This window comes from Flavobacterium mekongense (assembly GCF_047038255.1).
Classification (GTDB): Bacteria; Bacteroidota; Bacteroidia; order Flavobacteriales; family Flavobacteriaceae; genus Flavobacterium; species Flavobacterium mekongense.
The window spans coordinates 1791873-1814661 of the sequence record NZ_CP174374.1 but is presented as its reverse complement, the minus strand read 5'-3'; the positions used below and the strand labels follow the sequence as shown (position 1 = coordinate 1814661).

The following is a 22789-nucleotide window of genomic DNA, read 5'->3' as shown; positions in this document are numbered from 1 at the left end:
CACCAAAACACCTTGAAAAAAATAGCAGTTGTCATTTTAAATTGGAACGGCACAAAATTGTTAGAACAGTTTCTGCCCTCGGTTGTTGCCTATTCCGAAGAAGCTAAAATATATGTGGCCGACAATGCTTCGACTGATAATTCAATAGCAGTTATCCAATCGAAATTTCCTGAAGTTACCATTATCCAAAACGATGGAAACTATGGTTTTGCCAAAGGTTATAATGTGGCTTTGAAACAAGTGGAAGAAGCCTACTATGCCTTAGTGAATTCTGATGTAGAAGTTACTGAAAATTGGCTCACTCCTATTCTGTCAATATTTGATAATGAGCCTGAAATCGGTATCATCCAACCCAAAATTTTAGATTACAAAAACAAAGCCTACTTTGAATATGCCGGGGCTGCCGGTGGTTATATAGACCAATTCGGTTATCCTTACTGTCGCGGGAGAATTTTTGACACCATTGAAAAAGATCATGGGCAGTACAATGATGATATTGACATTTTTTGGGCTAGTGGTGCCTGTTTTTTCATCCGAAAAGATATTTACAGAAAACTGAATGGTTTTGACGACGATTTCTTTGCCCATCAGGAAGAAATCGATTTGTGTTGGCGCGCTTTTAATTTAGGATTTAAAGCCAAATATACTTCTAAATCGGTGGTGTATCATGTAGGTGGTGCTACCTTAAACGAAGGTAATCCCAGAAAAACTTTTCTGAATTTCAGGAACTCATTACTGATGTTGACCAAAAATTTACCCGAAAATAAGTTGTTTTTATGGCTTTTTATCCGATTGTGTTTAGACGGATTGGCCGGTATTCAATTTATGTTGAAGGGAAAATTCAAACATTGTTGGGCCATTATTAAAGCGCATTTTGCTTTTTACAGCCTGATTAACAAAACCTTAAAAAAGCGCAACAGCATAGCAAGGTCCGATTATTACCATAACAATAGTATCGTTTATCAGTACTTTGTCAAGAACGGCAAGGTTTTTGAACCTTGATTTTAACAAGAGTTTATCATTCCTTTCAATTGACAAAATTTAAAATAGTCGTACTTTTGTTAAAATTTTAATCCCAGACTTATGAGAAAAGTGATTTTTGCCCTTTCATTAGCCACATTGACACTGACTTCTTGCGGAACCAAGAAAAAAATTGCCGCTTTAGAAGCTCAAAACAAAGAATGTCAAGACTTATTAAATTCAACTACTGTTAAATTAAATTTGTGTCTTTCAGAAAAAGAGGCGTTATCCAAACAAAATGAGTATCTGAAACAAAACAATTCCGATTTGATTAACAATCAAAAAGAATTGACCATGCTTACTTCTAAAGGTGCGCAAAACTTAGAAAAATCTTTGGAAAGCTTAAAAGAAAAGGATTTGAAAATCTCTCGTTTGCAAGATGCCCTTACTCGCAAAGACAGTGTGACTTTAGCTTTGGTAACCAGTTTAAAAAGCTCTGTTGGAATTTCCGACCCGGATATCGAAGTGAATGTTGACAAAGGGGTTGTTTTTATCTCTATTGCCGACAAGTTATTGTTTAAAAGCGGAAGCTATGTTGTAAGTGACAAAGCCAAAGAAGTTTTAGCCAAAGTAGCTAAAGTAATTAATGACAAACCAACCTTTGAATGTATGGTGGAAGGCCATACCGATAATGTGCCGTTTACCGGAAACGCAGTGCTTTTAGACAACTGGGATTTGAGTGTAAAACGCTCCACAGCTATTGTAAGAGTGTTGACTAAAGATTTGAAAGTAAATCCGAAACAGTTAATTGCTGCCGGACGTGGAGAATATATCCCATTGGTGGAAAACAACTCAGCAACCAATCGTTCCATCAACAGAAGAACTCGTATCGTTATTTTACCGAAAATTGATGAGTTCTACGAGATGATTGAGAAAGAAATGAAAGAGCAGAAACAATAATTTCATTACATAGTAAATGATAACTAATAAAAAAGTCCCGACAGAAAATCGGGATTTTTTTATTAATTATTTCTAACCTTACTTATTAAAAAATATCTGGATCGCCTTTGCCTTCACGCACCACTATGGGTTCATAACCGGATAAATCGATGATAGTGGAGCCAACATTATCGCCATAACCGCCGTCGATAACCAAATCGACTTTGTTTTGCCATTTTTCAAAAATTAATTCCGGATCGGTAGAATATTCCAAAACCTCATCTTCATCGTGGATAGAAGTAGAAACGATAGGATTACCCAACATTTTTACTATCTCTCGAGCTATATTGTTATCCGGCACACGAATACCGACTGTTTTCTTTTTACGGAATTCTTTTGGCAAATCGTTATTCCCCGGAAGAATAAAAGTATATGGCCCAGGAAGTGTTCTCTTCAAAATTTTAAAAGTGGTTGTATCAATCTGACGAACGTAATCCGATAAATTACTCAAATCGTAACACACGAACGAAAAATTAGCTTTTTCCAATTTTATTCCTTTGATTTTAGCGATGCGTTCCAAAGCTCTGGAATTGGTAATGTCGCAACCCAAACCGTAAACGGTATCTGTTGGATAAATAACCAAACCACCGTCACGCAGCACTTCCACTACTTTTTTAATGGCTGCCTCGCTGGGTTTGTCTTCGTATATTTTAATGAACTCGGCCATATTTTCAAGTTATTTTTGTTCCAAGTTTCGAGTTTCGAGTTAACAAAAACAACCTGAAACATGAAACTTGAAACCTGTATTTATCCTATAACATCAAGTTTGGCAAAGCGCAACAACAATTTTTTGATGCCGCCAACTTCAAACTTGATTTCTGCTTTTCTGTCGGCACCAACGCCTTCCATATTAACGATTTCTCCTTTACCGAAGCGTTCGTGCATCACAACATTACCTACCGCTAATTTGTTATCAAATAGGTTCCCGGCTGCCGGTGCTGAGCCCGAAACCGGTTTCAATTTACGAATATTAGCGGAAGTTGACGATTCTTCTCCATAGTTTTTAGGCGGAATACCGGCTACAGGTTTAGACAATCGCAATTTTGATTTGTCGATATCACCAAAAATATCCAAATCGATAGTTGGCTTGTAAGTGTAACCACCGCGATCCATCGGATTGATGTATTCCAGATATTGATCGTCTATTTCTTCAATAAAACGGGATGGTTCGGCATCGGTGAGTTTGCCCCAACGATAGCGTGATTGTGCGTAAGTCAGATACGCTTGGTGTTCGGCACGCGTTAAGGCCACGTAAAACAAGCGGCGTTCTTCTTCCAATTCGCTACGGGTGTTTAAACTCATGGCGCTCGGGAACAAATCTTCTTCCATACCAACCACAAACACATACGGGAATTCAAGTCCTTTGGCCAAGTGAATGGTCATCAAAGCCACACGGTCGTCATCGCCGGTGTCGTTGTCTAAATCGGTGGCCAAGGCTACATCTTCTAAGAATTCAGATAAAGCACCGCGGGCGCCGTCGACTTCCTTCTGTCCTTCAATAAAATCTTTAATCCCGCCCATTAAGGTTTCGATGTTTTCGATACGAGCGATACCTTCGGGTGTAGCGTCTTTTTTGAGTTCCTGAATCAAACCGGTTTTTTTGGCTACGTGCTCGGTCAACACAAAAGCGTCTTGTTGCTCGTTAATGACTTGAAAACTCTTAATCATCGTAACAAAATCCTGCAACTTTTGCTTGGTTCCGGCGTTGAGTTTTAAATCGATTTTATCAATGTGCTCCATTACTTCAAAAATGGAACGCTTGTAGTGATTGGCCGCAACAGTTAATTTTTCAACCGTGGTATCTCCAATACCGCGCGCCGGATAATTGATAACACGCACCAAAGCTTCCTCGTCTTTCGGATTGATAACCAAGCGTAAATAACTCAGTACATCTTTAATTTCTTTTCTTTGGTAGAAAGACAAACCGCCGTAAATGCGATACGGAATATCGCGCTTGCGCAAAGCATCTTCAATGGCTCGGGATTGGGCGTTGGTTCGGTACAAAATGGCAAACTGACCGTTCATGAGTTGGTTGCGCATTTTTTGCTCGAAAATTTCACCGGCTACAAATCGGCCTTCTTCTCCGTCGGTTATGCTGCTGTGGACTTTAATTTTCGGACCAAAATCGTTCGCAGTCCATACCACTTTATCGAGTTTGGTTTTATTTTTATCGATGATCGAATTGGCGGCTTCCACTATATTCTTAGTTGAACGGTAGTTTTGCTCCAATCGATAGGTTTTTACATTATCGTAATCTTTCTGGAAATTGAGAATGTTGTTGATATTGGCACCACGAAACGCATAAATACTCTGCGCATCATCGCCTACTACGCAAATATTCTGGAATCTGTCAGATAAAGCGCGAACAATCAAGTATTGTGAATGGTTGGTGTCTTGGTACTCATCAACCAAAATGTATCGGAATCGGTCTTGATACTTGGCCAACACATCCGGAAAACGGTTGAGCAATTCATTGGTTTTAAGCAATAAATCGTCAAAATCCATCGCGCCGCTTTTGAAACAACGCTCTACATAATTTTGATAAATTTCGCCCATACGTGGTTTTTTACTCATCGCATCGGCTTCCATTAGTTCCGGATTATTGAAATAAGCTTTTACGGTAATCAAAGAGTTTTTATAAGATGAAATGCGACCATACACCTGTTTGGGCTTGTAAATGTCTTTGTCCAATTGCATTTCTTTGATGATGGCCGAAATCAAGCGCACGCTATCTTGGGTATCGTAAATGGTAAAGTTCGACGGATAACCCAATTTCTCTGCTTCGATGCGTAAAATTTTGGCAAACACCGAGTGAAACGTTCCCATCCAAAGATTCTTGGCTTCGTTATTTCCCACAATATCGGCAATACGCTTTTTCATTTCACGCGCGGCTTTGTTGGTAAAGGTTAAGGCCAAAATATTAAAAGCGTCCACGCCTAAACTCATCAAATAGGAAATACGAACCGTTAAAACACGTGTTTTCCCCGAACCGGCGCCGGCAATAATAATCATTGGACCGTCTTTTTGAAAAACCGGTGCTTGTTGGGCTTCGTTAAGTTGGGCAATATATTGTTGCATTTCAGGTACTAAGTTGCTAAGGTTCTGAGGCACTAAGGCTAATAATCATAAAGGACAAATTTAAGGTTACTTATGCTGAATTGCAATACAGATTATGGCGTATTTCTATTATATTTGTCAACAATTTTCAGCACTTAATTCTATGAATACAGATAAAATCCTCGAATTATTGATGTACACTGTTCCGTCTATTATAACCGGTGGTGTAGCGTATTATTTGTTTAACAGTTATTTTAAAGACCAACAACATACGCGTCGTTGGTTGTTGCAGAAAGAAAATCAAAAACAAGCTTTGCCGTTACGACTGCAAGCTTATGAGCGCATGGCTTTGTTTTTAGAGCGTATTAATCCGGCTAAATTGTTGATTCGTGTGGCGCCGTTAGGCACGAACAAAGAAGAATACCAAAACCTCATCATTCGCCATATCGACCAAGAATTTGAGCATAATTTAACGCAACAAGTGTATATTTCCGATGAATGTTGGACAATGATTATCACTGCCAAAAACACTATCATTCAAAACATTAGAAAAGCTACTGCTGATGATAGTGTCAAAACTGCAGATGAGTTGAGAGAAAAAATCTTGAGTAACTTATTGCAAGACGATGTTGCAACTAATGTAGCTCTCGCCTTTTTGAAAAGTGAAGTCAGTGAAATTTTAGGATAAAAAAAAGCCCCGAATCATTCGGGGCTTTTTTTATTTGAATTTAGAAATACCCTCTTTTAGCCAAGCTAAATAGTCGTCTATGTTTGGAGTGTAACTTATTGGTTCATTAAGCTTTTGCTCTTTTAAATCGGTTAAAACGTAATAAGGTTGCGTGTTTGTTTTGTAGCGGGTGATGATAAAATCGGTCCATTTGTTGCCAATGGTAACTACTTCCTTTCCGGTTTCTTTGGAAACATATTGTTGGTCTTTAGGCAATTCACGTTTGTCATCTACATACAGTGAAATTAACACCACGTCGTTTTTGAGTACACTCAGCACTTTTTCATCCGACCAAACATTGATTTCCATTTTGCGGCAATTCACACAAGCAAACCCGGTAAAATCTAACATCACTGGTTTATTTACCTCTTTGGCGTAAGCCAAACCTTTGTCGTAATCGGTGAAAGTTATGATACCGTGTTCACCTACTTTGGCGCCATCGGGTAAGTCGCTTTTTGAAGTTGCAACCGCTGTGCCTAAAAAACCTCTTGGGCTTTCACTATAGGTTTGCGGTGGCGGGAATGCCGAAATTAATTTTAGCGGTGCGCCAAATAACCCGGGAATCATGTATACGGTAAAAGATAAAACCAATAAAGCCAGAGACAATCTTCCTACTGAAATATGGGTTGACGGACTGTCATGCGGTAAAGTAATTTTTCCGAATAAATACAAAGCCCAAGCGCCGAAAATAGCAATCCAAATGGCTAAGAAGACTTCTCTTTCCAACAAATGCAATTGCAACACCAAATCGGCATTAGATAAAAATTTAAAGGCAAAAGCCAACTCCAAAAAGCCCAATGATACTTTAACTGAGTTCATCCATCCGCCTGATTTTGGCAAGGAATTCAACCAAGTTGGGAATAAGGCAAACAGCATAAATGGTAAGGCAATGGCTGAGGAGAAACCCAGCATTCCGACTATTGGGGCGATGCCGCCTTTAGAAGCCGATTCTACCAGTAAAGTTCCAACAATTGGACCGGTACAAGAAAACGAAACTATAGCCAAAGCCAGTGCCATGAAAAAGATGGCAACAACGCCTGATTTCCCCGCTTGTCGGTCAACTTTATTCGCCCAAGAATTAGGCAACATGATTTCGAAAGCACCCAAAAATGAGAAGGCAAAAAACACCAGAATAATGAAGAAAATAATATTAAAAGCCACTCCGGTAGACAACGCATTTAAAGCTTCGGCACCAAAAACACCTACTATGATTAGTCCGAGAACCACATAAATTAAAATGATGGAAATCCCGTAAAAAATAGCATTAGCAATTCCTTTTTGTCGGGTTCCACTGTGTTTGGTGAAAAAGCTAACGGTCATTGGAATCATTGGAAACACACAAGGCGTTAACAAAGCTGCTAAACCGCCCAAAAAGGCTAAAAAGAAAATGGTCAACAAACCCTTTTGCTCTTCCGGTTTGGAATTTACCGGTGTTGCTGCCTTAGTCAGAGTTGATTCTTGAGCCGCTATTTGTGCTGTATCTACTGAAATAGTATCTGTTACTTCGGGAGTAGCAACGGTCTCTGCAATAGTAACTTTAGGCAATTGAAACGTAAAGGTATTGTCTTGATTGATGCACACTTCTTTACAAACCTGATAATCAACAGAAGCTTTTAGCGCAGTGAAATTCGGATTGGATACCTTGATTTTTTGGGTAAACGTAGCTTTCTTTTCGAAATAGTATTCGTCTACTTCAAAAACATCGTTGTATTGTTTTTTATACGGACTTTCTTTGACTTTACCAATTAACTCATAATTGCCTTTAGCGTCTTTGAATTTAAACTCCGCCGGCAACGGGCCGTTTTCAGGGGTGAACTGAGAATACACGTGCCAATCGTCATCAATCTTGGCTTCCATGACCAAATTGAACTCGGTGTCACTAATTTTCTCTACTCTGCTCGACCATTTCACCGGATTGACGATTTGGGCTTGAGCAGTAAATAGCGATACAAAACTCAGCAATAAAAAAAGTACTTTCTTCATTAGGCTTCGAAATTAATTTTTAAAATTTTAGTGGTGTTGGCTGTAGCTTTAAACCTTTCATCGGCTCTTTTCCCTACGATCCAAACAATTTTATTGTCGGAACAAAGCAACCAAGCGTTGGCTTTATCCCAAAGCGAATATTTTTCGTCTTTAAAAAACTTGCTCAATTTCTTTTTACCGGTCATTCCGGAAGGCTGAAAAACATCGCCTTCCTGCCAACGACGCAGGGTTAACGGAAACTGCAACAAAGCTTCATCGACAAAGATAACATTACTCGTTTGATTCGAAATGTCACTTACGTTACAAAAGTTCATTTTTAAGGGAACTTTAACGTCGGTTTGTTCCTTGGTAATCCAATACACTTCTTCACTGATGGTAGTTTGCTTCGGAAACAAGAGTAAAACGCCTCTGTTTTTAAGTAAAATATGCGATTCCGATAAGACTTGCTTACCCGATTGCGCTGCTAACAAATCGTATACAGCTGTCCAATCTGAAAAACCAAAAGGTCGTAACCATTCGTATAAATAAGCCTTGTAGTTAGCGTATTTCAGTAACTTTTTTAAATCAATTAGTGTGTGATGCTCTTCCTCGGTTACAACAGATAGATACAAACTTTTCACAGCGTCTTCGGCCAAAGATTGGGTTTGTTTCAAATGAAGAACCGTATTTTCGAATGAAGCTAACAAACTCGGATTGAGCTCTTTTAAAACTGGAATCACGTCGTGACGCAATTTATTTCGCCAATATTTATCAGTAGCATTACTGCTGTCTTCTCGCCATTCAACAGTATTATCTTGGGCAAAAACTTCAATGTCATTTCGGGAAAAATTCAGCAACGGTCTGACAATCTTATCGTTTTGTTGCGGAATACCGGTTAAGCCTTCAATCCCTGAACCGCGGGTAAAATTGATTAGAAAAGTTTCCAAACTATCATCTAAATGATGCGCCGTTAAGATGTAATCAAAATTATGGTTAGCTAGCAGTGAATAAAACCATTCGTAGCGCAGGTTTCGGGCCACGACTTGAATGGATAATTTATGTCGGTCGGCAAAAGTTTGGGTATCGAATCTTTCAATGAAAACAGGAACTTGTATTTTTTCCGCATGCGATTTGACAAAGGCTTCATCATCGTTACTTTCCACGCCACGCAACTGAAAATTACAATGCGCTATGGCAAATTCTAAATTCAATTGATGACAAAGATGGACCAAAACCATACTGTCGATCCCACCGCTGACAGCCAATAATAACTTCTTTCCTTTAAGAAAAGAAAGGTTTGTATTGAGGTGGTTTTGGAATAGTTGGAACATATCTAAGTTCAAAGGGATTAGGGAAAAGTGATCAGTTATTCCTCTAATTTTTTGATTAACGAATTTAGCATTTTTTCTACTTCGATTGAAAGTTCTTTAATTTCTTTCAAATCATCAGATTTAATAAAGTTTAAGTTAACAGCTATTTCTAATTGGGTCTGATTTTCAAATAAAGAACCACGGGCAATTTGTAAAAATCGAGCGTAATCTTTTTTATAATTTCTACCATATCCTTCTGCAATGTTAGAGGGAATGGAAATAGCACTTCTTTTGATTTGAGGTATTAATCCGTATTTTTCATTTTCAGGTAATACGGGTACCAATTGGTAAATCAGTGTAACTAGATTCATGGACTTCTGCCAAACAATTAAATCTCTGTAACTTGTCATATATAATCTTTAAGCTATTAACTGATTCCTTTTCCCTTTTCCCTTTTCTCTTTTCTCTCAACTCAAAACCTCGAACATGGCTTTAGCTTTCAATAAGCATTCCTCATATTCTTGCTCCGGAACGGCTTGCGAAGTAATAGCGCTTCCCACCGAAAAAGACAAATATTCGTTCTCAGCATTATATAAAATACTGCGAATAACCACATTAAAATCGAAATCATTGTTGGGTGTAAAATAACCAACGGCACCACTGTACAAGCCGCGTTTGGTTGCTTCTAACTCTTCAATGATTTTCATGGCAGAAATTTTGGGCGCTCCGGTCATACTGCCCATAGGGAAGGTCGATTTTAAAATTTCAATGGGCGAAGTTGAATCTTCCACATTTGAAACTATCGTAGAAATCATTTGATGCACTTGTTCGAAAGAATAAATTTCGCATAACTCTTCTACAATAACAGAACCTTTAGTAGCAGTATGCGACAAATCGTTTCGGACCAAATCGACTATCATCACATTTTCCGAACGCTCTTTGGGATTTTGAGCCAATTCGGTTTTGGACTGCTCGTCTAAAACTTTATCCGAATACCTTTTGGCTGTGCCTTTTATAGGTTGTGAAATCACTTTTTTGCCTTCTTTTCGAAGGTAGCGTTCGGGCGAAGCACACAGCAAATATTGATGGTTGTTTTTGAAATAAGTCGCAAACGGCGGACGCGAAATAGTATTCAACTTTTGGTAAATCGCAATTGGTTCAATCTTAGCCGATTCTGCATAAAACTCCATGCAAAAATTAGCCTCATAAATATCGCCGCGATGGATGTGTGAGAGCATTTCGGTTACCTTTGCCAAATAGCTTTCCTTAGTAATGCGTTGTTGTATGGTTGGTTGTTGCGCTTCGACTGCGCTCAGGGTGACATTATTGTTTGTTGTGTGTTGTTGATGATTTGTTATTGCAGTAAAATCGGATTCGATTTCGTCGTCGCACAAGCGCAGATACAGAATTTCCAAAGTATTGCCCTTCAGTAAAAACAACTTTTTAGGTTGAAAAAAAAACAAATCGGGAAAGTCCAAACCATCAAAATTATTGGAATGCAGGTCTTCGATGTCGTTTTTTAGATCGTATGACAAATAGCCAAACAACCAATCTTTGGCTTGCTGTTGGTATTGCTTTAAATCTTCAAAAGCATTAGCATAATCCGTTTTAATAGCAGTAAAAGCGTCCACAGCCAAGATACAATCATAGCTTGTATAGCGCTGTTGGTACTGATTGCTATCTAAAAAAACAACTTCACGGAATTGTTGTGCCCAATGCAATAATTGGTTTTTAAACCGGTTATTGTCGTTGATTTCTTTTTGGATTACAGTTCTCAATACAGTTGATTTTGAAATCCAAAAATACAATAAAAAAGATGTTTTTAAGACAGCATTCCTAAACCACCCAACTAACTGTTATTGAAATAATTAAATCAAAAAACAAACCGCTGTTATTTTTTTGAGTAACTTTGATAGAACAACTTATAACTTTAAAACTATGAAATTAGCAACAACTATTATCCGAATTTTAATCGGACTCTTTTTACTGTTTGCCTCCATCAGTTTCTTTTTGAAATTAATGCCTGAAACTGAAGCTACGGGTAATTTCAAGGCTTTTAATGCCGGATTAGTAGCTTCTGTTTATCTGATTCCGTTAGCTAAAGCAGTGGAATTATTGTGTGGTTTATCGTATGTGACCGGAAAATATGTGAGCTTGGCCAACATTGTGATTTTACCGGTAACTTTAAACATACTATTGATTAACTATTTTATGTCGCCAGAAACTTTACCCATAGCAGCATTGCTTTTCTTGGGGAATCTGTTTCTAATTTGGCGGTATTGGCACAATTACAAATCGGTTTTCACTCCTTAAAGAAAAACGTCCCGAAATTGGGACGTTTTTTTATTTATCTATGGAACCTAATACGCGTTTCATAAAATCGTTTAAGGCTTCTTTTTTGTCTTTGCCTTCTTTGACCATCTTATGTACTTCGAGCGCGCCATACATATTGGAAATCAATTCGCCTATCACATCCAATTCTTCGTCTTTTAAGGAAGGTACTTCAGTTAAGGCTTCCAGTACTTCTATGGTTTCAATGATATAATCTTGATCATTCTCTTCAATAAATTGTGTCAAATGTTTGATTACGGGTAGTTTCATTTTTTTGGATTGTTATGCAATTTCGTTCACCAATTCGGCCAAAACTTCAGCTTTGTTGGTTTGCGTTTGGTTGACCAATTTTCCGTTTACGAAAGTTGCAAAAGTTGGTAAATTAGACACGTTGGCTAATTTTCTGGATTCAGGAGCATTCTCTGCATCTACCAAAACAAAAGTCATTCCTTCATGTTGTGAAGCCAATACTTTGAATTTCGGTTTCATAATGCGACAGTTGCCACACCAAGAAGCCGAGTATTGCACCACTACCTTCTCGTTAGCATCAACTAAATTTTGTAACGTATCTTCGTTTAATTCGATTAACATAGCTTTAGAATTGCAATGACAATAACAATGATAATACTCAATCATTAAAATTGAACATTACCATTGTTATTGCTATTTTATTGATAATTAGTTTTGGCTCAAATAAGCGGCAGTACTCAAACGATCAGCAGTCATTGCTTCTTTGCCTTCTTCCCAGTTAGCCGGACAAACTTCACCTTTAGTTTGAACGTGAGTGTAAGCATCAATCAATCTTAAATACTCATTTACGTTTCTTCCTAATGGCATGTCGTTAACGCTTTCGTGGAAAATTTTTCCGGTTTCATCAATTAAGTAGGTTGCTCTGAACGTTACGTTAGAACCTTCTAAAATTTCATCGTTTAACTCGGCATCATAAACCCATTCTGCATCTAAAATATCCAAAGCAGCGGATAAATTACGGGTTGTATCAGCCAATAGCGGATAAGTTACACCTTCGATACCACCGTTGTTTTTTGCGGTATTCAACCAAGCGAAGTGTACTTCGTTAGTATCGCAAGAAGCACCAATTACAATAGTGTTTCTTTTTTCAAAATCGGCTAAAGCAGTTTGGAAAGCATGTAATTCTGTCGGACAAACGAAAGTAAAGTCTTTCGGATACCAAAACAAAAGCACTTTTTTGTTGTTTTTTGTCGCTTCTTCAAGCACATTGATTCTCAAGTTATCTCCCATATAAGAGATAGCGTCTACAGTAATGTTGGGGAATTTTTTACCTACTAGTGACATAATTTGTATGGTTTAAAAAGTTATTTTTTTTTAGTGGTGCAAAAGTACTCTGTTACTACTTTATAAAAAAATACTATTGTATTGTATTTCCTTATACTGCCATAGTTTCTTGGACTAAGACTAATTTCAGGGCAAACTTATTTAAAAAATGAGATTAAAAACATGATTTTTGTTATCTTATCTTATATTTGTTTTTTGCTTAACATAACACTACCTAACCATGTCATTATCCAACTTGTTCCGAAAAAAATCGACTTCCGTAATTCTTAAAGAAGGCGGCGACGGAGAACATTCGGGGTTAAATAAAGTCCTTACGGTAAAAGACTTAACGTTTTTTGGTATAGCCGCTATTATTGGAGGGGGAACTTTCAGCGCCATTGGTAATGCTTGTTTTTCCGGTGGCCCGGGTGTGGTGTTTTTGTACATCATTTGTGCCATTGCCTGCGGATTTACGGCCATGTGTTATGCCGAATTTGCCTCGCGTGTTCCTGTTTCCGGTAGTGCTTATACTTATGCTTATGTGTCTTTTGGCGAATTATTCGCATGGATAATTGGTTGGGCTTTGCTCATGGAATATTCCATCGGGAACATTTACATTGCCTTTTCTTGGAGTGGTTATTTTACCAATTTACTCGAAAGTTTCCACATTCACTTACCGGAATGGTTGACCATAAATTACAAATCGGCTCAAGATGCTTTGTTAGCCAATAAAGCCGGAGAAGGCTTAACCGCCTGGAATACAGCTCCCATGATTGGTGGACTCCGAATTATTTTCGATTTGCCGGCGGTAGTCATTAATGTGCTGATTACGTATCTGGTTTACAAAGGCACCAAAGAATCCAAAAACTTCAGCAATGCGATGGTGTACATTAAACTGGCCATTATTGTTTTGGTGATAATTGTTGGCGCTATGTATGTTGACATTGACAACTGGACGCCGTTTATGCCGAACGGATTTGGCGGTGTAATGGCTGGAGTTTCTGCAGTTTTCTTTGCTTACATAGGGTTTGATGCCGTTTCTACACTTGCAGAAGAAAGTAAAAATCCGCAACGCGATTTACCACGCGGAATGATTTACTCGTTGGTTATTTGTACCATCATTTACATCATTTTAGCCTTAGTGTTAACCGGTATGGTGAAATACGATTTGTTAGGCGTGAGCGATCCTTTGGCCGAAATTTTTGCTTTGAAAGGCGTGAAATGGATGTTGTTTATTGTATCCATTGCGGCTGTTGTAGCCATGACCAGCGTAATGTTAGTATTCCAAATGGGACAACCGAGAATTTGGATGACCATGAGTCGCGATGGCTTGATGCCGAAGAAATTCGCCGAAATTCATCCTAAACACAAAACGCCCGGATTTGCTACCATAGTTACCGGTTTGGTAGTAGGAATTCCGATTTTCTTTACCGATGAAAACTTTGTCCTCGACTTTACCAGTATCGGAACTTTGTTTGCTTTCGTACTCGTTTGTGGAGGCGTCTTGATGTTATCGCCGCAAAGCGAAGCCGAATTAGCCGAACGCGCTACCAGAGGCAAATTCCGAATTCCGTATATCAATTCGAAATACATTTTTCCTTTGATTTGTTTGGGAGCTTTTGGTGTGGTACAGTACTTTTTGCCAACCTTCTTTCCGGACACATTTACTTACTCGGAGCACTTTTTCGCTAACAATGCACCTATGGTAGTATTTATCATACTGTGTGTAGTTATGGCGGTTTTGGCTTTCTTAAAAAACTTATCCTTAATTCCACTCCTCGGCTTAATTTCTTGTTGTTATTTATTAACCGGAATGGCGGTGTCTAATTGGCAATGGTTTGGCATTTGGTTGGTTATAGGATTGGTAGTGTATTTCTTGTACGGTTATAAAAACAGTAAACTGAATAAGGGATAAGTCGAAAGGGATAAGAAAAAGAAAAAACTTATCCCTTTTCCCTTTTTCCTTTTTCCCTCATATTCACATCAGAATGAAAAAACTCAACTTTTTAATCATTGCGTTTGCTTTTACCTTCTCAAACGCTCAAGAAAAAACGGAAACTCCGAAATGGGATGTGGCCAAACCGGGTGACACTTTTAACTACAAAACCCAAAATTTCACCACCTCCGAAGGTACTTGGATGAATCTTGATGTGAGTCCGGACGGCACCACTATCGTTTTTGATATGTTAGGTGATATTTACAGTATGCCTGTAAGCGGCGGCAAAGCCAAAGTGCTACGTTCCGGAATTCCCTTCGAAATCCAACCGAGGTTTAGTCCCGATGGCAAAAAAATTGCCTTTACCAGCGATGCCGGTGGTGGCGATAACCTTTGGGTGATGAATGCCGATGGTTCCGATGCCAAACAAATTACCAAAGAAGATTTCCGACTAATGAGCAATCCGGCTTGGATGCCCGATGGCAACTATTTGGTAGGTCGCAAGAATTTTACTTCTCAGCGTTCTGCAGGCGCAGGCGAAATGTGGCAATACCACATCAGTGGCGGTAGCGGGGTACAACTTACCAAACGCAAAAACGACCAACAAGACGTTAACGAACCCAATATTTCCCGAGACGGAAAATACCTCTACTTCAGCGAAGACATGTATCCGGGCGGTTATTTCCAATACAACAAAGATCCGCACAACGAGATTTACGTTATCAAACGCTACGAATTCGAAACCGGCAAATTGGAAACCATCACCGGCGGTCCGGGCGGTGCAGCGCGTCCGCAGGTTTCTCCTGATGGTAAGAAATTAGCTTTTATCAAAAGAATCGGAACCAGTACCGTTTTATACTTACACGATTTAGAAACCGGAGAAGAATGGCCGGTGTTTGACCAACTCGACAAAGACCAACAAACTGCTTGGGCCTTGTTTGGTGTGTATCCTAATTTCAATTGGATGCCTAACAATGAAGATATCGTCATTTGGTTTGGTGGTAAAATCAATAAAATCAACACCAAAACCTTGAGTACTACCAATATTCCGTTTACCGTGGATGTGGCGATTGATGTGGCCGACAGAGTACACTTTAATACGCCTATTTCAGATACTGATTTTACGGTAAAAATGATCCGCGATGCCGTTACCTCGCCCGATGGAAAAAATTTGGTCTTCAGAGCGCTAGGCTATCTTTGGATTAAAACACTACCTAACGGCACACCGAAACGTTTGACCAACGGAACCGACTTTGAAGCGGAACCGACTTTTACCGCCGACAGTAAAAGTATCGTTTATGTTACTTGGAACGACACCGAATTGGGTAGCATTCGCAAAATAGGAGTAGATGGCAAAAATGCAGTAAAACTAACTACCGAAAAAGCCATTTACCGAACACCTTCCCTATCTCCTGATGGGAAAACATTAGTATATAGAAAAGAAGACGGCAATCTTGACCAAGGGATGGCTTTTTCCAAAAAACCCGGACTGTATACCATGAGCAGTAACGGTGGCAAAGCCAAATTTATTGGGCCGAGTGGCGAATATCCGTTGTTTACCAAAGATGGTAACCGCATTTTCTTCCAAACCGGGGGCGTATTTTTCGGGAGCTTGACCAAAGAATTGAAAAGTGTCGACTTGAACGGTAAAGACGAAAGAACACACATTAAAGCCAAATATGCTAACCGTTTGGTGCCGAGTCCGGATAACCAATGGATTGCCTTTATGCACTTACACAAAGCCTATGTAGCGCCTTTGAACATGAACGGTCAGGAAGCCGATTTAGACAACAAAACCACAGCTGTTCCGGTTTCGGAATTGTCTAAAGATGCGGGGATTAATTTGCATTGGTCGGCTAACAGTCAGCAAGTAATGTGGACGCTTGGCGATACTTATTTTGTCAACAATATCAAAGACCGATTTACCTTCTTACCGGGTTCGCCCGAAAAAGTGGATAAACCAACCGACAACGGTATCAAAATAGGTTTAATCGCTAAAGTGGATAAACCTAAGGGGAAATTGGCTTTAACCAACGCCCGTATCATTACCATGAATGGCGATACTGTGATTGAAAGAGGAACGTTGATTGTAAACCAAAACCGCATTGAAGCTGTAGGCAAAGCCGGTGAGGTAACCATTCCTGCCGATGCGCGCGTTTACGACTTATCGGGCAAAACGGTAATGCCGGGTATGGTAGATGCACACGCCCATATTGGTGCGTTTCGCTACGGGTTAACTACGCAACAAAACTGGCAGTTGTATGCCAACTTGGCTTACGGAGTGACTACTTCACACGATCCGTCTTCCAACACCGAATCGATTTTTACCCTTTCGGAAATGGTGAAAAGCGGGAATTTGGTTGGGCCACGCATTTATTCGACCGGCTTTATATTATACGGTGCCGATGGCGATTTTAAAGCGGTAGTGAATAATATAGACGATGCGCGTTTTTCTATTAAACGAACCAAAGCTTTTGGGGCTTTATCGGTGAAGAGTTACAACCAACCGCGTCGCGACCAACGCCAACAAGTATTACAAGCCGCACGTGAAGAAGGCATTAACGTAGTACCTGAAGGTGGCTCCAACTTTTTCCATAACATGAGTATGGTGATTGACGGTCACACCGGCGTAGAACACAACATTCCGATTACTCCGGTTTACAAAGATGTATTGACTCTTTGGGGCAAAACCGGCGTGGGCTATACTCCTACCCTGATTGTAAATTATGGTGGTTTGAATGCCGAGTATTACTGGTACCAAAAAACGAAGGTTTACGAAGACAAAAAGCTATTGCAATTCACGCCAAGAGGCATCATCGATTCGCGTGCTCGTTTCCGTACCATGGCGCCGGATGAAGAGTATGAAAACGATCATATCTTAACTTCAAAATCGGTTAAAGCTTTGGCCGATAACGGCGTTAAAGTGAATATGGGTGCCCACGGACAATTGCAAGGTTTGGGTGCACATTGGGAATTGTGGAGCATCAACCAAGGCGGCATGAGCAATTTAGAAACTTTAAAAACCGCCACCATCAATGCCGCTAACTACATAGGCGCCGGAAAAAACATTGGTTCCTTAGAAGTAGGCAAATTGGCTGATATTTTAGTTTTAGATAAGAATCCGTTAGAAGACATTCAAAACTCGAACTCGTTGCGCTATACCATTGTGAACGGCCGCATGTACAATTCCGATACCATGAACGAAGAAGGCAATGAACCTAAAGCCCGTAAAAAATTCTACTGGGAAAACAGCAAATACAACGCGGCTTTCCCTTGGCACGAAGAAACCGAGAGCTTTATGGAGCACCATTGTTGTGATGCGGTTCATAATTAAGGGATAAGTAAAAAGGGATAAGGGATAAGAGATAAGAGATAAGGGATAAGAGATAAGTTTCATCACTAGTCCCTTTTCCCTTTTTTACTTTTTTACATTTTTACATTTTACTTATTCCAACGACATCCTCTTCTTAGCCCCTTCGAGAAGCTGTTTTTCGTAGGTTAACAACTGTTGTTGGAGCATGAGTTGGTATAACGCATTTGAATTGTTTCTTGCCAACATTTTATTGTTTTTACGGGTAATGAATTCCAATACGCTTTGATGAGCCTCGCTCTTTTCCTGTGGTCGATTTTGAAGATAGTGCAACAACTCTTGTGCTTTGACTAAGTTGGACAACTTCTTTTGCATGGCATTGATTTTTTGGGCAACCAAAAGAAGTTTGTAATCATTCTCCAAAATCAGGCGTTTGAGTTGCTTTTCTGTTACCAACGGCTGCGTAGCTTCGTGAGGAAGAGGTTTGTTTTTAACTTCTGAATCTTTTACCTGTTTGAGCAGTTCAGCCAGCAGGAGCTTGGCCGGGTTCGGCAGGCTACCCAATCCCAATTCAAATTTGGCCAACATACTGCGCGTAACCCCTAACAACATGGCCAACTCTTCTTGGGTAAACCCTACGCTATCTCGGATACTGTTTTTATTTTTAGGTGTTTTCATAGTAATAAACGATTATATTTTACTATCGAATAAAAACTATGCCAATGCGAACACGTTTTTCAAAATAAAAATCTTGTTCGCAATTACCGAACAAGATTTGAAAAATAAAATTCCTGTTCGGGCGTAAAATAGTTTGTTCTTGTAAAAGCAATCTAAAGGAAGTGATGGGGTAAAACCGACTAACAGCCATATAAATACGATGAACAACTGATGTGAAAGAGAAAACATACAGGATTGGGGTGGGTTTAGTATATTTGGGTATAAATAAGCTCGAGAAGTACCTACTATGTACAAGTTAGTGGCAAGCATATTACACTCTCCAAAAAAATTTACTTATGAAAATAAAAACAATTAAGATTAAAAACTTTAGAAGTTATAAAGATGAAGTTGAAATTGAATTCGGAGACTTAACCGCTTTTGTTGGAAAAAATGACATTGGAAAGTCAACAGTATTAGAAGCACTGGACATATTTTTCAATGATGGTAAAGGAATAATAAAACTAGACAAAGAAGATATTAATAAACAAGCACTTGTCGCTGGTGACACAGAAACTGTTATCACTGTTTGCTTCGAAGAATTACCTACAAAGATTGTCATTGACAGCACAAATGAAACTACATTAGAAAATGAATATCTTTTAAACTCGAATGGTCTGCTTGAAATAATTAAAAAATACACAAACGCAGGGAGAGAAAAAGTGTTTGTCAAAGCTAACCATCCAACAGGCAATAATTGTGCTGACTTACTACAAAAGAAGAATACAGAGCTTCAAAAAATCATTAAAGAGAACTCCATTACTTGCAGCAACCAAACAATTAACGCTGTAATGCGAACAGCAATTTGGCAGCATTTTACTATCGAACTTGATTTGTCTGAGATAGAAATTGATGTTACTAAAGGTGATACAAAATCAATTTGGGATAAACTCCAAACGTATTTACCTCTATACACTTTATTCCAATCAGACAGAAAAAATAGTGATGGAGATAGTGAAGTTCAAGACCCGTTGAAAGAAGCTGTAAAGCAAATTTTAAATGACCAAGCATTAAAAGCTAAATTTGATGAAATTGCGAATGAGGTAAAAACCAAATTACAAGATGTTGCAGCAAGAACGTTAGTAAAAGTTCAGGAAATGAATCCCGAAATTGCAAGTAGCTTAAATCCTGTAATTCCAGAAACAAACAGTTTAAAATGGAATGATGTTTTCAAAAGTGTCTCAATAACAGGGGACGAAGATATTCCAATCAACAAAAGAGGAAGCGGTGTAAAACGTCTTATTCTTTTGAACTTTTTTAGAGCAGAAGCAGAAAGAAGAAAAGCAGAAGAAAATATTCCAAGTATAATTTATGCGATTGAGGAACCTGAAACTTCTCAACATACAGAACATCAAAAAAAGCTTATCAAGGCGTTTCTTGATCTTTCAAACACAGCAAATACTCAAGTCATTCTGACAACTCATAGTGCAGCGTTAGTGAAAGAGTTAGAGTTTCAACATTTAAGACTTGTAAAACTTAACAATACAAACAAAACTATTGAAAAAAGTGTTGCCTAATAGCCTTCCCTATCCATCTTTAAATGAAGTAAATTTTTTAGCGTTTTCTGAAATAACAGAAGAATACCATAACGAATTATATGGTTATATTGAATTGGAAAATGAAATGACAAATTTTAGAGCTGGAAAAGCAACTGTAGCATACAACAAACAAAGACGTGACGGGTCTATTGTTGTTGAAAATATCATTTTGACAGATTACATAAGACATCAAATCCATCATCCAGAAAATACAAATAATACACGATATACATTTCAACAGTTAAGTGATTCTGTAAATTTAATGAGAAGCTTTATACAGACATTAACAACTTAATAATGCCCCGCTCGTGCGCGAATCCTTTCGCGTTCGACAACCACAAATAACAAAAAAAAGGAGGTCAAATGACCTCCTTTTTCATTACATCACTTTAATCCGTATTATGCTAAATCATAACGGTCGGCATTCATGACTTTAGTCCAAGCCGCTACGAAATCTTTCACAAATTTTTCTTTGTTATCGTCTTGGGCGTACACTTCGGCATACGAGCGCAAGATAGAGTTAGAACCAAAAACCAAGTCAACGCGTGTAGCCGTCCAACGGGTTTCGCCGGTTTTTCTGTTTACAATGTTATAAGAGTTTTTACCGGTTGGTTTCCATGAATAATTCATATCGGTTAAGTTCACGAAGAAGTCGTTGCTCAACACCCCAACATTATCGGTAAATACGCCGTGTTTAGAACCTCCGTAATTAGTACCTAAGACACGCATTCCTCCTATTAAAGCTGTCATTTCGTGTGCCGTTAAGCGCATCAATTGGGCTCTGTCTAACAACATTTCTTCCGGCTGTACTTTGTAATCGCTTTTTACCCAGTTGCGGAAACCATCGTGCAACGGTTCTAATACGTCAAACGATTCGGCATCGGTCATTTCAGCTGTAGCATCACCTCTGCCCGGTGCAAAAGGCACTTTGATGTTTACGCCGGCAGCATGAGCCGCTTTTTCTACCGCTGCTGTTCCGCCCAACACTATCAAATCGGCTAAACTTACTTTTTTACTCAATCCGGCTTGTAATTCGGTTAACTTATCCAATACTTTTTGCAAACGCTCCGGTTCGTTGCCTTGCCAATCTTTTTGAGGCGCTAAACGAATACGGGCACCATTGGCACCACCACGGAAATCAGAACCACGGAAAGTACGAGCACTATCCCAAGCCGTGTTGATTAACTCGGTTGCCGTTAAACCACAATTTAACAATTTGGCTTTTAAGTCTTCGATTTCTGCCTCAGTTAAAGTATAATCTACTGTAGGAACCGGGTCTTGCCAAATCAACTCTTCTTGAGGCGCATCAGGTCCTAAATAACGACTTCTTGGTCCTAAATCGCGGTGTGTTAGTTTGAACCAAGCTCTGGCAAATACATCTTCAAAATAAGCCGGATCATTGCGGAATTTTTCAGAAATTTTGCGGTATTCCGGATCCATTTTCAACGCCATATCAGCATCGGTCATGATTGGATTTCTTCTCACACTCGGGTTATGAGCATCCACCGGCTTGTCTTCTTCTTTCATGTTAATCGGTTCCCATTGCCAAGCACCGGCCGGACTCTTTTTCAATTCCCATTCGTGGTTGAATAAGATGTCGAAATATGTGTGGTTCCATTTATCAGGGTGCGATGTCCAGGCGCCTTCCAAACCACTGGTAATAGTATCTGGACCATTGCCATTGCCTTTAGGATTTAACCAACCAAAACCTTGGGTTTCGATGTCGGCTGCTTCCGGTTCAGGTCCTAATGCATTAGCATCACCGTTCCCGTGGGCTTTCCCTACGGTGTGACCACCGGCAGTTAAGGCTACCGTTTCCTCATCGTTCATGGCCATACGGGCAAAAGTCACACGCATGTCTTGAGCCGTTTTTAAAGGATCAGGATTACCATCAACCCCTTGTGGATTCACATAGATTAATCCCATCATTACGGCTGCCAACGGATTTTCTAAATCTCTTTCGCCTGAGTAACGGCTGTTTTCACCACCGGATACTGCTAACCAAGTATTTTCGGAACCCCAATAAATGTCTTTTTCCGGGTGCCAAATGTCTTCACGACCACCGGCAAATCCGAAGGTTTTGAAGCCCATAGATTCGTAAGCCATATTTCCGGCTAAAATCATCAAATCGGCCCAAGAGATTTTGTTTCCGTATTTTTTCTTGATAGGCCAAAGCAATCTGCGTGCTTTGTCTAAGTTTCCGTTATCCGGCCAGCTGTTTAAGGGAGCAAAGCGCAAGTTACCGGTTCCGCTACCACCACGACCATCGGCTATACGGTAACTTCCGGCACTGTGCCAAGCCATACGAATCATTAATCCGCCATAGTGACCCCAATCGGCCGGCCACCAATCTTGGCTTTCGGTCATTAATTTTTTCAAATCGGTTTTTAATGCTTCAAAATCCAATTTTTTAAATTCTTCGGCGTAATTAAAATCTTCTCCTAAAGGGTTGGTTTTGGTGTCGTGTTGGTGTAGAATGTCTAAGTTTAGCGCATTAGGCCACCAGAAGCTATTGTTAGGAACGTCGGTCCCTTGTTTTACTTGAGCACCGGAAAAAGGACATTTTCCGCCACTGTTGCTGTTGTTTTCCATATTATAAATTGGTTTTAGTTGATTTCTTTTTGGCTAAGTTAAAGAGAAATCAACTATGAA

19 protein-coding genes are annotated in these 22789 nt (G+C 39.3%); 8 read left to right on the top strand and 11 right to left on the bottom strand.

Features of this window, described 5'->3' with window-relative positions; all coding sequences use genetic code 11:
• The first annotated feature begins 12 nt into the window (after positions 1-12).
• Positions 13-1002 (top strand): glycosyltransferase family 2 protein, encoded by a 990-nt coding sequence (locus ACJG85_RS07805; protein ID WP_412463772.1) that lies wholly within the window; start codon positions 13-15, stop codon positions 1000-1002.
• An 81-nt stretch (positions 1003-1083) separates the two neighbouring features.
• Positions 1084-1920, top strand: a complete 837-nt coding sequence (locus ACJG85_RS07800; RefSeq protein ID WP_409681063.1) for an OmpA/MotB family protein — start codon at positions 1084-1086, stop codon at positions 1918-1920.
• Between the two features lie 85 nt (positions 1921-2005).
• On the opposite strand, the gene ACJG85_RS07795 is transcribed toward ACJG85_RS07800, so the two are convergent.
• Positions 2006-2626 carry an L-threonylcarbamoyladenylate synthase gene (locus ACJG85_RS07795; protein ID WP_409681066.1) on the bottom strand — a complete coding sequence of 207 codons (621 nt, stop codon included), beginning with the start codon at positions 2624-2626 and terminating at the stop codon, positions 2006-2008.
• A gap of 80 nt (positions 2627-2706) precedes the next feature.
• Positions 2707-5037, bottom strand: a complete 2331-nt coding sequence (locus tag ACJG85_RS07790; RefSeq protein ID WP_412476078.1) for an ATP-dependent helicase — start codon at positions 5035-5037, stop codon at positions 2707-2709.
• A gap of 142 nt (positions 5038-5179) precedes the next feature.
• On the opposite strand from ACJG85_RS07790, the gene ACJG85_RS07785 reads away from it, so the two are divergent.
• A complete protein-coding gene (locus tag ACJG85_RS07785; RefSeq protein WP_412476077.1) occupies positions 5180-5704 on the top strand; it encodes a hypothetical protein in 525 nt (174 codons plus the stop codon).
• 30 nt (positions 5705-5734) lie between these two features.
• Here the strand turns inward: ACJG85_RS07785 and ACJG85_RS07780 are convergent, their stop codons facing one another.
• From ACJG85_RS07780 to ACJG85_RS07765, 4 genes are read right to left on the bottom strand one after another with little or no spacing between them, the layout of a single operon-like run.
• Complete coding sequence (locus tag ACJG85_RS07780; protein ID WP_412476076.1) at positions 5735-7726, bottom strand: protein-disulfide reductase DsbD family protein; 1992 nt, start codon at positions 7724-7726, stop codon at positions 5735-5737.
• Complete coding sequence (gene tilS, locus ACJG85_RS07775) at positions 7726-9036, bottom strand: tRNA lysidine(34) synthetase TilS (RefSeq protein ID WP_412476075.1); 1311 nt, start codon at positions 9034-9036, stop codon at positions 7726-7728. Before tilS ends, ACJG85_RS07780 begins: the two co-directional genes overlap by 1 nt.
• Before the next feature lie 35 nt (positions 9037-9071).
• Positions 9072-9425, bottom strand: coding sequence for a four helix bundle protein (locus ACJG85_RS07770; protein WP_412463765.1), 354 nt, complete (start codon positions 9423-9425; stop codon positions 9072-9074).
• A 57-nt stretch (positions 9426-9482) separates the two neighbouring features.
• Complete coding sequence (locus ACJG85_RS07765; protein ID WP_412476074.1) at positions 9483-10793, bottom strand: anthranilate synthase component I family protein; 1311 nt, start codon at positions 10791-10793, stop codon at positions 9483-9485.
• 160 nt (positions 10794-10953) lie between these two features.
• Here ACJG85_RS07765 and ACJG85_RS07760 point away from each other — a divergent pair, with 160 nt between their 5' ends.
• On the top strand, positions 10954-11328 hold the full coding sequence (locus tag ACJG85_RS07760) for a DoxX family protein (RefSeq protein ID WP_290873803.1): 375 nt from the start codon (positions 10954-10956) through the stop codon (positions 11326-11328).
• 30 nt (positions 11329-11358) lie between these two features.
• Here ACJG85_RS07760 and ACJG85_RS07755 read toward each other — a convergent pair whose 3' ends face one another.
• From ACJG85_RS07755 to ACJG85_RS07745, 3 genes are all read right to left on the bottom strand, one after another.
• Complete coding sequence (locus ACJG85_RS07755; RefSeq protein ID WP_412463763.1) at positions 11359-11616, bottom strand: DUF6952 family protein; 258 nt, start codon at positions 11614-11616, stop codon at positions 11359-11361.
• A 12-nt stretch (positions 11617-11628) separates the two neighbouring features.
• Entirely contained in the window at positions 11629-11937 is a 309-nt protein-coding gene (locus ACJG85_RS07750) for a thioredoxin family protein (protein WP_409681086.1), read from the bottom strand.
• An 87-nt stretch (positions 11938-12024) separates the two neighbouring features.
• Positions 12025-12660, bottom strand: a complete 636-nt coding sequence (locus ACJG85_RS07745) for a peroxiredoxin (protein WP_409681089.1) — start codon at positions 12658-12660, stop codon at positions 12025-12027.
• 220 nt (positions 12661-12880) lie between these two features.
• Here ACJG85_RS07745 and ACJG85_RS07740 point away from each other — a divergent pair, with 220 nt between their 5' ends.
• Complete coding sequence (locus ACJG85_RS07740) at positions 12881-14554, top strand: amino acid permease (RefSeq protein ID WP_409681091.1); 1674 nt, start codon at positions 12881-12883, stop codon at positions 14552-14554.
• A 73-nt stretch (positions 14555-14627) separates the two neighbouring features.
• On the top strand, positions 14628-17909 hold the full coding sequence (locus ACJG85_RS07735) for an amidohydrolase family protein (RefSeq protein ID WP_412476073.1): 3282 nt from the start codon (positions 14628-14630) through the stop codon (positions 17907-17909).
• Between the two features lie 111 nt (positions 17910-18020).
• Here the strand turns inward: ACJG85_RS07735 and ACJG85_RS07730 are convergent, their stop codons facing one another.
• Positions 18021-18563, bottom strand: coding sequence for a helix-turn-helix domain-containing protein (locus ACJG85_RS07730; RefSeq protein WP_412476072.1), 543 nt, complete (start codon positions 18561-18563; stop codon positions 18021-18023).
• Between the two features lie 335 nt (positions 18564-18898).
• On the opposite strand from ACJG85_RS07730, the gene ACJG85_RS07725 reads away from it, so the two are divergent.
• Together ACJG85_RS07725 and ACJG85_RS07720 are read left to right on the top strand one after the other, a co-directional pair.
• Entirely contained in the window at positions 18899-20116 is a 1218-nt protein-coding gene (locus ACJG85_RS07725; protein ID WP_412476071.1) for an ATP-binding protein, read from the top strand.
• Complete coding sequence (locus ACJG85_RS07720; protein WP_412476070.1) at positions 20097-20432, top strand: hypothetical protein; 336 nt, start codon at positions 20097-20099, stop codon at positions 20430-20432. The genes ACJG85_RS07725 and ACJG85_RS07720 overlap by 20 nt, the downstream gene beginning before the upstream one ends.
• Positions 20433-20536: 104 nt before the next feature.
• Here the strand turns inward: ACJG85_RS07720 and katG are convergent, their stop codons facing one another.
• Positions 20537-22729, bottom strand: coding sequence for a catalase/peroxidase HPI (katG, locus tag ACJG85_RS07715; protein ID WP_409677311.1), 2193 nt, complete (start codon positions 22727-22729; stop codon positions 20537-20539).
• Positions 22730-22789: the final 60 nt, after the last annotated feature.